The organism is Synechococcus sp. CS-1332 (assembly GCF_025127995.1).
Classification (GTDB): Bacteria; Cyanobacteriota; Cyanobacteriia; order PCC-6307; family Cyanobiaceae; genus Cyanobium.
In genome coordinates this window covers 59,916-71,288 of the sequence record NZ_JAHLYP010000056.1, presented here as the reverse complement: position 1 = coordinate 71,288, position 11,373 = coordinate 59,916, and the positions used below count along the sequence as shown (strand labels likewise).

Below are 11,373 nucleotides of genomic sequence, written 5' to 3'. Positions count from 1 at the left end.
GAAGGGTTGGCAGTGGGAAGGAACGGGAAGCGGAAGCAGATGTGACTCTGGAAATCAGCCTTGGCGTCAGGTGGGACGCAGGGCGGCCAGGATCGAGGAAAGTCGTTGTCGCACGTCGGTATCGGCGGAAAGAAGGGGAAGTCGGGGAGCACCCACCGGCCAGCCGCTGATCTCAAGGGCGGCTTTGACGGGGATGGGATTGGTGGTGCAGAACAGGGCCCGGCACAGGGGCAGCAGTTGCTGGTGCTCGTTGAGAGCTGCGGCGACATCGCCGCTCAGGTGGGCCAGGAGCATCGCCCGGATCCTGGGGCCGACCAGATGGCTGGCCACGCTCACCACTCCCACCGCGCCCACGGCCAGCATCGGCAGGGTGAGGGCGTCGTCGCCGCTGTAGATCGCCAGACGATTGCCGCAGAGCTCCCGCAGCCGGCTGACCTCCTCAGTGGTGCCGCTGGCGGCCTTGAAGCCCACCACATTGGCCTGATCCAGCAGGCGGGCGGTGGTATCCGGCGCCAGGCTGCAGCCGGTGCGGCCAGGGATGTTGTAAAGCATCAGCGGCAGTTCCGGTGCCGCCTGGGCCACGGCCCGGAAATGGGCTTCCAGGCCCTCCTGGGGCGGCTTGTTGTAGTACGGCACCACCACCAGGGCGCCATCGGCTCCAAGGGCGGCCGCCTCACCGGTGGCTTCCACGGCCTCGGCGGTGCAGTTGCTGCCGCTACCCGCCAGCAGGCTGGCGCGCGTCCCCACCGCTCCCTTCACAGCGGCGAACAACTCGTGCTGCTCCTGCCATGTGAGGGTGGGCGATTCGCCGGTGGTGCCGCACAGCACCAGGCCATCGGAACCGTTGCTGACCAGATGGTCCGCCAGCCGTGCCGCCAGGTCGAGATCGACGGCACCATCCGCTCGGAACGGGGTCACCATGGCGGTGAGCAACCGGCCGAAGGGGGCCTCGGGCGAAGGGGCCGTGCTTGGCGCCAGCAGGGTGGCCGTGCTCAAGCGGCACCTCCTGGGCCCATAGCCACCGCGGCGGGTTCGCGCAGCAGTTCAGCGATCTGGATGGCGTTCAGGGCCGCGCCTTTGCGGATCTGGTCACCGCAGAGCCACAGCTCCAGGGCCCGGGGATCGCTGAGGTCCTGGCGGATGCGGCCCACGGCGACCGCATCCCGGCCGGTGACGTCGGTGGGCATGGGGAAGCGGTTGGTTTCGAAGTTCTCGATCAGCTCGACCCCGGGGGCGGCCGCCAGCAGGGCGCGGGCCTCCTCCACGGGAAAGGGCTCCTCAAATTCGATGTTGACGGCTTCGGAATGGGCCCGCAGGACGGGCACCCTCACGCAGGTGGCCGTGAGGCGAAGCTGCGGCAGACCCATGATCTTGCGGGTTTCGTGCAGCATCTTGAGCTCCTCCTCGCAGTAGCCACTGGGCTCCAGGGGCGAGTTGTGCAGGAAGAGGTTGAAGGCCAGCGAATGGGGCAGCACCTCGCTCACCGGCTCGCCGCCATCCAGCACGGTGCGGCTCAGCTGGCGCAGCTCCTCCATGGCGCGGGCGCCGGCGCCGCTGGCCGACTGGTACGTGCTGAGCACCACGCGGCGAATCGGGCGCCGGGCCGCAAGGGGAGCCAGGGCCAGCGTCAGAAGAATCGTGGTGCAGTTGGGGTTGGCGATGATCCCGGCATGGGCGAAGGCGGCCTGGGGATTCACCTCAGGCACCACCAGGGGCACGGCCGGATCCATCCGGAAGGCACTGGAGTTGTCGATCACCACAGCACCAGCAGCCACGGCGACTGGAGCCCACTGCCTGGAGACGGAGCCGCCGGCGGAGGCCAGCACCAGATCGACGCCCTCGAAGGCCCCCGGCCCGACAGGCTGCACCCGAATCCGTTCGCCCTGCCAGTCGAGGTCCTGTCCGGCGGAGCGGGAGGAGGCCAGCGGCACCAGTTCAGCGACCGGAAAGCCACGTTCCTGCAACAGGGTCAGGAGCTCCTGGCCCACGGCTCCGGTGGCGCCGAGGACGGCGATGCGCAACGGCCTTGAGGGCAGGTGGCGCGGAGGGGAAGACAGGGTCGCTGAGACGGTCAACGGGGGGAAAGGAACAGGTGGCTGGGCGGGGGTCGGAAAAGAGACTGCGGAAACGGAACCCTGAAACAAAACTGCCGACCTCTGGCCGGAAAGGAGTGTTCAGTTGGGGATATGGGCGCGCCGTTGCGTCGATCGCACAATACGTGGCGGAGGCCCGAAACGGCCAGTTTCTAGGATGGGGGGCTGCCCTGAGCGAACCCGTTTCATGAGCCCTGCCGCCAGCACCGAAGCCAACCTCCGGGTGACCACCTCCCCGCGTCCCGGAAGCCGCCTGGCCGTGGAGGTCGCCGTGCCCGCAGGGCGCAGCCAGAAGAGCTACGACGCCGCTCTGGAGAAGCTGAGCCGCAGCGTCAAGCTGCCCGGCTTCCGCAAGGGCCGGGTGCCCCGGCCGGTACTGCTGCAGCAGATCGGACCGCTGCGGATCCGCGCCACAGCGCTTGAAGACCTCGTGGACGCGGTCGTGCGGGAGGCGATGCAGCAGGAGGCCATCGAGGCCATCGGCCGCCCCGAACTCAACGAGGCTTTCGAACTGGTCCTGCAGCGCTTCACCCCGGGCGAGGAGCTCACCATCACCTTGGAGATGGACGTGGAGCCCATCCCCACCCTGCGCAGCACGAAGGGCTTCACGGCCGAGGCGGAACCGGTGCCCTTCGACCCCGCCAGGGTCGACGAGCTGATCGAGCAGTCGCGTCGCCAGCTGGCCACCCTGGTGCCGGTGGAGGACCGGGCCGCTGCCGGCGGTGACGTGGCCCAGATCGCCTTCAGCGGCAGCTTCGTCGACAGCGGCGAGGCCATCGAGGGTGGCAGCAGCGAAGGGATGGAAGTGGAGCTGGAAGAGGGCCGCATGATCCCCGGCTTCGTGGCCGGCATCGTCGGAATGGCCGTCGGGGACAGCCGCGAGGTGACCTGCCGCTTCCCCGACAGCTATCCCCAGGAGCAGGCGGCGGGCCGCGACGCCCTGTTCGCGATCACCCTGCTGGAACTCAAGACCCGGGAGCTCCCCGCCCTCGACGATGCCTTCGCCCAGCAGGCCAGCGACAAACCGACCCTGGCCGAGCTCCGCGCCGACCTGGAGCAGCGCCTGCGGGAGGACGCCGAGCGCCGCCATCGGTCCAACCGCCATGAAGCCCTGCTCACGGTGCTGGTGGAGCAGCTGGAGGTGGAACTGCCCGAAACCCTCATCCAGCAGGAGGTGCGCAACCTGATCGAGCAGACCGCCGGCCAGATCTCCCAGCAGGGCATGGATGTGAAAAAGCTGTTCACCCCCGATCTGGTGCGCAGCCTGATGGACACCTCACGTCCAGAAGCCGAGCAGCGGCTGCGGCGCACCCTGGCGCTCAAGGCGCTGGCCGCCGCCGAGACGATCGAGGTCGCTGCCGCTGACCTGGAGGCCAAACTCATCGAGATCCGCCAGGGCCTGAGCGACAGCGCCGCCATCGACCAGAACCGGTTGCGGCTGGCCGTGGCCGAGGATCTGCTCAAGGAGAAGTTGCTGGAATGGCTGGAGGCCAACAGCACGATCACCGACAAGGTCCCAGCGGCCGAGGAGGCGTCGGACGCAGGCGACGCGGAGCAGCCCGCCACCGGGACGTCGCCGAAAGCGGCGAAGCCGAAGAAGGGAGCCGCCGGTGCCGAGGGCAGCAAGGCTCAGGGGGAAGCTGCCCAGCCATAGATTGAGGCCACTCCCCCCCGTCCGCCAGCGAATCCGCGTGATCGACGCCCCCCAGCCCCTGATCCCCGACTGGCTGCCTGCCGCCCTGGCCGGCCCGGTGGGGACACGGCCCCACCCCGTGAACAACCTGTGGCAGGGGCCGCTCCCCTGGAATGGCGTGGGAGCCCATGGGCCCTCGTCCGCTCCAGGGATCCTGCCCACGGTGGTGGAGCAGTCCGGTCGCGGCGACCGGGCCTTCGACATTTATTCCCGGCTGCTGAGGGAGCGGATCATCTTTCTCGGCACCGGCATCGACGACCAGGTGGCCGATTCCCTGGTGGCCCAGCTGCTGTTCCTCGAGGCCGAGGATCCCGAGAAAGACATTCAGATTTATATCAACTCACCGGGCGGTTCGGTGACCTCCGGCCTGGCCATCTACGACACCATGCAGCAGGTGGCGCCGGACGTGGTGACCATCTGTTACGGCCTTGCCGCCAGCATGGGGGCCTTCCTGCTCACGGGCGGGGCCCCCGGCAAACGGATGGCCCTGCCGAATGCCCGGATCATGATCCACCAGCCCCTCGGAGGCGCCCAGGGACAGGCCGTCGACATCGAGATCCAGGCCCGCGAGATCCTTTTCCTCAAGGACACACTCAACGGACTGATGGCCGAGCACACCGGTCAGCCGCTGGACAAGATCGCTGAAGATACCGACAGGGACTACTTCCTTTCCCCGGCGGAAGCGGTTGAATATGGGCTCATCGACCGGGTGGTCGATGACGCTCCAGTCCCTTCCGTCCCCTAGGACGTCGCCCCACCACCGGTCCGAAGCTCAGGAACGACTGACAAAACGACAGCCGGGGTCGATCCTGGGGACAGGGCTTCCACCAACCCCGCCCCTGGGCGACCAACGCCGCTCCCGCCGCCCCCTCGCCGATGGCCAAGTTCGACGCCCATCTGAAGTGCTCCTTCTGCGGCAAGTCCCAGGAACAGGTGCGCAAACTGATCGCCGGGCCTGGCGTCTACATCTGCGACGAGTGCATTGATCTCTGCAACGAGATCCTCGATGAGGAACTCGTCGAGCATCACGGCCATAGCCCCCAGGGCCGTCCCGTGGCCGACGGCGGCCGTAAATCCCCGGCGAAGAAATCAGCCAAGCCGGCCCCCACCCTGGCCACGATCCCCAGGCCCCAGGAGATCAAGACCTTCCTCGACCAGCAGGTCGTGGGCCAGGAGGAGGCCAAGAAGGTGCTAGCGGTGGCCGTCTACAACCATTACAAGCGGCTGGCCTGGCAGGGAGACGGCAAGGGCGAGACGGACCAGACCGCCACCCGACTGCACAAGTCGAACATCCTGCTGATCGGGCCCACCGGCTGCGGCAAGACGCTCCTGGCCCAGTCCCTGGCGGAGATGCTCGACGTGCCCTTCGCGGTGGCCGATGCCACCACCCTCACCGAAGCCGGCTACGTGGGCGAGGACGTGGAGAACATCCTGCTGCGCCTGCTCCAGAAGGCCGACCTGGACGTCGAACAGGCCCAGCGCGGCATCATCTACATCGACGAGATCGACAAGATCGCGCGCAAGAGCGAAAACCCCTCGATCACCCGCGACGTGTCCGGTGAGGGGGTGCAGCAGGCCCTGCTCAAGATGCTGGAGGGCACCGTGGCCAACGTGCCCCCCCAGGGGGGTCGCAAGCACCCCTACCAGGACTGCATCCAGATCGACACCAGCCAGGTGCTGTTCATCTGTGGTGGCGCCTTCGTGGGTCTGGACGACCTGGTCCAGAAGCGGATGGGCCGCAATGCGATCGGCTTCCTGCCCGCCGATGGCCGCAGCCGGGTGCGGTCCGGCAAGGACAAGCAGGCCAGCGAAGTGATGCGCCACCTCGAACCGGAGGATCTGGTGCGCTACGGCCTGATTCCCGAATTCATCGGCCGGCTGCCGGTGAGCGCGGTGCTCGAACCCCTCGACACCAACGCCCTCGAGGCCATTCTCACCGAGCCGCGGGACGCCCTGGTGAAGCAGTTCCAGACCCTGCTCAGCATGGACAACGTGCGACTTGAGTTCGAGCAGGGTGCCGTCGAGGCCATTGCCGCTGAGGCCCATCGCCGCAAGACCGGCGCCAGGGCCCTGCGAGGCATCGTTGAGGAACTGATGCTCGACGTCATGTACGACCTGCCCTCCCGCCGCGACGTGCAGACCTTCACCGTCACCCGGGAACTGGTGGAGCAACGCAGCAAGGCCAAGGTGCTGCCGATCAGTGCGGCCGCCGACCTCGATGGCCACCGGGGCGAACAGGCCACGGCCTGAGCTGAGGGCGCCACCTGCTGAGGTGCCACGGAGCGGCCATCCGTACCCGGCACCATCCCGGAGGGGCAGCCCGACGGCGCGAAGCTGAAGGATCCGTTGTTACCTCGCCTTGGCCGCCGCCGATCACCTGCAGGCCCGCCGCCAGCACGGCCTGTTCCTGCACCACGGCATCGACCTGGGGGACGGGACGGTGGCCCACTACCTGGAGGGCCGGGAGATCCTGCGCAGCCCACCGGCTGACTTCAGCCGCGGCGAGCTGATCAGCACCGTCGACTACCCCGAAGGGAGCAGTTCAGCGGTGGGTGTCACTCTGCGCCGGGCCATGGGCCGCATCGGCGAGCAGCGCTACAACCTGCTGTTCAACAACTGCGAGCACTTCGCCCACTGGTGCAAGACCGGTCGGCACCGCAGCGCCCAGGTGGAGGACTGGCTGCACACCGGCAGCCTCGGCGCCCTCGCCCTGGGCCAGTTCGTGCCTGCCGCCGTGCTGACCGGGGCCCGGGTGCTGCTGCGCCAGGGCCAGTCCCTCGCCGAGACCCTGGCCACCGCACTCGACCCCGAGCAACTGGACCGAGGCCGGGACCTCGCCCGGCGCAGCCTTGAGCAGCTCGACAGCCTGCGGCACTGGCTGCAGCTGCGCCTCGAGGAGGAGCTGGCCCGGGCCGAACGGCGCTGGGGGGAAGGGAATGGGGCGATCGGCACCGGTCCCGACGGCTTCGATCGACTGCGCCTCGCCGGGCAGAGCCTGGCCGACCAACTGGCCGCAGTGGAGGAGATGGAAGACAGGTTGCAGCGGCTCCTGGAGCCTGGGACAGCCGAGCTGGGAGCGGATCAGTCGTAACCCTTCTTCGGCGCTACAGACATCCGCCCATCCAGGAGCATGTCCAGGCGACCTACCGCTGATCGGCCGACGGCAGCCCGCCTTAGGCTCTCCATTCGGTCAGGGCAGCGTGCATGGTCCAGGCCTACGAGCCCCTTCATCACAAGTACCGCCCCCAGCGTTTCGACCAGCTGGTGGGTCAGAAGGCTGTCGCCGACACCCTCAGCCAGGCCCTGCTCCAGAACCGCATCGCCCCGGCCTATCTGTTCAGCGGCCCGCGGGGTACGGGCAAGACCTCAAGCGCCCGGATCCTGGCCCGTTCGCTCAACTGCCTGGCCAGCCCGGCCCCGACCCCGGAACCCTGCGGCCGCTGCCAGCTGTGCAGGGATATTGCCACCGGCAACGCCCTCGATGTGATCGAGATCGACGCCGCCTCCAACACCGGCGTCGACAACATCCGCGAACTGATCGAACGGTCCCGCTTTGCTCCGGTCCAGGCCCGCTGGAAGGTCTACGTGGTGGATGAGTGCCACATGCTCTCCACTGCCGCCTTCAACGCCCTGCTCAAGACGCTGGAGGAACCCCCGCCGCGGGTGGTGTTCGTGCTCGCCACCACCGATCCCCAGCGGGTGCTGCCCACCATCTTGAGCCGCTGCCAGCGCTTCGATTTCCGTCGCATCCCCCTGGAGGCCCTGGAGGGGCATCTGCACTGGATCGCCGCCGAGGAGTCCATCGGCATCACCCCGGAGGCCCTGCATCTGGTGGCCCAGCGCTCCCAGGGAGGCCTGCGGGATGCCGAAAGCCTGCTGGACCAGCTCAGCCTGCTGCCGGCGCCGATCGCGGCAGAGGCGGTGTGGGATCTGCTGGGAGCGGTGCCGGATCAGGAGCTGCTGCGGCTGGCTGGCGCCATGGCCGCGACCGATCCCCTGCAGGTGGTCGAGGGCTGCCGCGAACTGCTGGATCGGGGGCGGGAACCTGCCGCCGTGCTTCAGGGCCTGGTCAGCCTGCTGCGGGACCTGCTGCTGGCGGGGGTGGCCCCGGACCGGCTGGACCTCACCAGCGTGTCTCCGGAGCTGCGGCCGCAGTTGCCCGAGGTCGCCCGTGGGATCGGCAAGGCCCGCCTGCTGCGGTGGCAGTCCCAGCTGAAGGGCAGTGAGCAACAGCTGCGCCACAGCGTCCAACCGCGGCTGTGGCTGGAGGTACTGCTGCTGGGCCTTCTCGCCGAACCGGCCCCCGTCGCCCCTACCCCGGCAGCCCCCGTTCAGGGCGGCGCGGAGGTCCATCAGCCAGGCCGCAGCGTCGAGCGGCCCTTGCCGACGGCAGCGGCGGCGCCAGCGGTCACCCCAGAGGCGGGGTCCACAGAGGCGTCCCCAGAGGCGGCAGCACCCGCCAGCGAGAACCTGGCGGAGCTGTGGCAGCAGATCCTGGCCAGCTTGGAACTGCCCTCCACCCGGATGCTTCTATCCCAGCAGGCCGAGCTCCTGCGGCTGGACGAGCGTCGGGCGGTGGTGCGGGTGGCTGGCACCTGGATGGCCATGGTTCAGAGCCGCCTTCCCCTGCTGGAGAAAGCGGTGGCCAGTGCCCTGGGAAGCCCACGACAGCTCTCACTCGAGGCTGGGGTGGCAGAAGCAACCCCACAGCCACTGCCCAGTCCTCCAATCACCATGGACAGGCGTGAGTTCACACCCTCTGAGCAAAGAAGTGGTCCGCAGCCGATAAGCAGATCTCTTCCCTCACTTCCTCAGGCTGGCAGCACTCCACCCCTCAAAACAACTCTCCCAACGCAACCATATGATTGCGCTTCAAGTGAGCCAGTGGAACAAGAAATCAAGGGCACATCGCCCATGCGCGCACACCCCCAATCGCCCCTTAACGAGAAAGCTCGAACTCTTGCAGACTTCTTCGGAGGTGAAGTGATTGAAGATTTTGAAGATAGTCCTTGATCACTCAATAGACAGCTGCCACTAAGCTCGTGATTCTCTCGCAGCAGGGCTCCAACATTTTCGAATGACTTTTGCCCCTCCAATGACGAACCAAACAACAAGGTTCTTTCGAACTCCCGACGATTTGCCTGCCAGTTCCATCGGATCCCATAGGTACTCCACTAAAAGTAGGCGTATCGTTTCCAAAAGAGAAAACAAGACGCGAAGTGCATGAATACCTGATTCAGAGCGTGCCAAAAGAACGAGCTTGTACTCGAGCAATGCATAGAGGTGCCGAAGCTTGCCTTTGACCATCGATGATGTCGCCGAATGACCATGAACCCGGTAGCCAACAAGAGGCTGATCTAGATAGATAAAGTATCCCTTTGCAGCCAGAAGCGACCAGCACAACCAGTCCTCATACTGAGCCAACTGGACATAAGAAAATGGAATCCCCTTTAGTGCCGACGAGCGAACCACCACAGAGGAGTTACAGATGTTGTTCCTGATCAAATAATCTCGCTGACGGCGCAGTCTATAGGGATGGGTGGGGTTGCGAGAAAAGATGGATTCAAAGAAAGCCGCCTTATCCACATCCCCGATGACATGAACACCAGCATGACACAGCACAACATCAGGATGTTGATCCATTGTTTTAACCTGAATATCAATCTTGTCAAGCATAAAGATATCGTCTGCATCTAGAAATGCTAAGTAACGGCCAGTGGAAGCATGGAATCCCAGGCACCTTGATGAGCTGGCCCCAAAGTTGACATGTCCTGGATGAGAAAGGATCTTCAGGAATGGAAATTCGGCTTCACGCAGCCGATTCAACTCTTCCAAGGACCCATCAGTCGATCCGTCATCGACAACAATCACCTCAATCGACAGTCCGTGCGAAGAATGCACGGATCTGATCGCCTCTCCTACATAATCCCTTGAGTTAAAGCACGGGATGACGACAGAAACATCAACACTGGGCACCATGGCTCCTCTCATAGATCTAGCCCAGGCAAGAAAACCGTTCGATCCAAAGATGAAATCGCCTCACCATGATGAGTCAGGAAGTCATCCCGTTCATCATTGAAGCTCATGGATTCATGCAAGCAGGCTATTGGCATTCTTGCGAATCACAGAACCACAGATTTCATGAGTCTTGCAATGCCCATGCGGTTGTCGTCGGTCGGCTCAGCCAGGCTCGGAGAGCAGTTCCGAGTGGCCTTCTGGGTCTTCAGTAGAACTTCCATCAGCCGTGGCGAGATCACATTGGTCGCCGCCAAGGTGAAGCGTCTTGACCCAGACCAGCTTCTTGGGCAGCAGGGCCATCTTCAACGTCACCCAGGGAATCACCACGAACCAGTGGACCAGATAGAGGATGCCCAGCCCCGCACTGAAGGGGTTCATCGCCGGCAGGGGCGGCCCCTCCGATGGCCGCCGGCAGCCCGTGGCGATCGCCATGCCCGAGAGGGCCAGGGCCACGATCGAGAACGGCCACATGGTGGGCGCCGTACGGGTGAGCACGGTGCCGATCAGATCGGCGCTGGCCACCACGGGCAGCACGTACTGCAGCAGGAAAAAGCAGGTGAGATCCAGCTTCTGGCTGAAACCGAGACGGTTGGAGACCAGGCCGGGGCCGTAGTCGAAGAAGCGCTGCAGCCCGCCTTCCGCCCAGCGCTGGCGCTGGCGCCACAGGGCCGGCAATGTCAGCACCGCCTCCTCCTGCACCGGGGGATCCCAGAGCACGCCGATCGGCAGGCCCGCGAGCAGGAAGCGGAAGCTGAGGTCGAGGTCGTCGGTCACGGTGTCCTCGTTGAAGCCGCCGACCTTCAGCAGCGCCTCCCGTGAGAGCAGCTGGCCATTGCCACGCAATTCAGCCACCCCGCCGTTGGCAAGACGACCCTCCTGAATCATGGCGTCGAAGGCCATCTCCATCGCCTGGGCGGTGGTGAGCAGGTTGGTCTGGGCATTGGCCACCGCCTTGCGCAGCTGCACCGCCGCCCAGCCACCCGCCTCGGCCCACGGCACGAGGCGCTCGAGCACATCGGACTCCAGATCGGCATCCGCATCGAGCACCAGCATCCAGCGGCCACCCAGCTGCTGCAGCACCAGATTCAGGGCGCCTGACTTGCCGCCCCCCGCATCCCGGGGGCGGCGCAACACCCGCAGGAAGGGATGGCGCCCCTGGAGCTCGGCCAGCAGCTCGGGGGTGCGATCGTCACTGCCGTCATCCACCACCCAGAGGGTCAGCTGGCCCTCGGGCCAGCTCAGGGCAGCGATGCGCTCCACCAGGCGGGCAATCACCGCCTGCTCGTCGCGGGCGGCCACCACCACGTCAACCGCTGACGCAGGCGCCGACGACAGAAGGGCAGCAGCCGAAAGATCCTCCGAGGGCTCCTCACTGCGGCTGCGGCGGAAGGCCTGAAGCAGAACGGTTCGCAGGCTGTACCCGCCCAGCAGGGTGGCCAGGGTGATCGCCGGCACAAGACTGCGGCCGGGGGGCAGCCAGTGGGGGGCGATGCCGACCAAGCCACAGCAGGCGAGGAACAGGGCCGCCTTGGCACGGCGGCGATCGCTGTCACTGCCGCCGGCAGCCAT

The 11,373-nt window shown here is 66.1% G+C and carries 9 protein-coding genes; 5 read left to right on the top strand and 4 right to left on the bottom strand.

Going from position 1 to position 11,373, the window contains the following annotated elements:
• Positions 1-66 precede the first annotated feature (66 nt).
• Positions 67-996, bottom strand: coding sequence for a 4-hydroxy-tetrahydrodipicolinate synthase (gene dapA, locus KQ305_RS15070; protein ID WP_399231806.1), 930 nt, complete (start codon positions 994-996; stop codon positions 67-69).
• On the bottom strand, positions 993-2,021 hold the full coding sequence (locus tag KQ305_RS15065) for an aspartate-semialdehyde dehydrogenase (protein WP_259726210.1): 1,029 nt from the start codon (positions 2,019-2,021) through the stop codon (positions 993-995). The genes dapA and KQ305_RS15065 overlap by 4 nt, the downstream gene beginning before the upstream one ends.
• 259 nt (positions 2,022-2,280) lie before the next feature.
• On the opposite strand from KQ305_RS15065, the gene tig reads away from it, so the two are divergent.
• The 5 genes from tig (at position 2,281) to KQ305_RS15040 (ending at position 8,799) form a co-directional block, all read left to right on the top strand.
• The gene (gene tig, locus KQ305_RS15060) at positions 2,281-3,747 is read left to right on the top strand and encodes a trigger factor (protein WP_259726209.1); all 1,467 of its coding nucleotides are present in this window, start codon (positions 2,281-2,283) and stop codon (positions 3,745-3,747) included.
• 118 nt (positions 3,748-3,865) lie between these two features.
• Positions 3,866-4,531: an ATP-dependent Clp endopeptidase proteolytic subunit ClpP gene (clpP, locus tag KQ305_RS15055; RefSeq protein ID WP_311134366.1), complete on the top strand. Its 666-nt coding sequence runs from the start codon at positions 3,866-3,868 to the stop codon at positions 4,529-4,531.
• A 131-nt stretch (positions 4,532-4,662) separates the two neighbouring features.
• Complete coding sequence (clpX, locus tag KQ305_RS15050; RefSeq protein ID WP_259726208.1) at positions 4,663-6,036, top strand: ATP-dependent protease ATP-binding subunit ClpX; 1,374 nt, start codon at positions 4,663-4,665, stop codon at positions 6,034-6,036.
• A 109-nt stretch (positions 6,037-6,145) separates the two neighbouring features.
• Positions 6,146-6,877: a lecithin retinol acyltransferase family protein gene (locus KQ305_RS15045; protein ID WP_259726207.1), complete on the top strand. Its 732-nt coding sequence runs from the start codon at positions 6,146-6,148 to the stop codon at positions 6,875-6,877.
• A gap of 113 nt (positions 6,878-6,990) precedes the next feature.
• Positions 6,991-8,799, top strand: coding sequence for a DNA polymerase III subunit gamma/tau (locus KQ305_RS15040; RefSeq protein WP_259726206.1), 1,809 nt, complete (start codon positions 6,991-6,993; stop codon positions 8,797-8,799).
• Positions 8,800-8,820: 21 nt separating this feature from the next.
• Here KQ305_RS15040 and KQ305_RS15035 read toward each other — a convergent pair whose 3' ends face one another.
• Together KQ305_RS15035 and KQ305_RS15030 are read right to left on the bottom strand one after the other, a co-directional pair.
• On the bottom strand, positions 8,821-9,765 hold the full coding sequence (locus KQ305_RS15035) for a glycosyltransferase family 2 protein (protein WP_259726205.1): 945 nt from the start codon (positions 9,763-9,765) through the stop codon (positions 8,821-8,823).
• Between the two features lie 201 nt (positions 9,766-9,966).
• Entirely contained in the window at positions 9,967-11,373 is a 1,407-nt protein-coding gene (locus tag KQ305_RS15030; protein WP_259726257.1) for a glycosyltransferase family 2 protein, read from the bottom strand.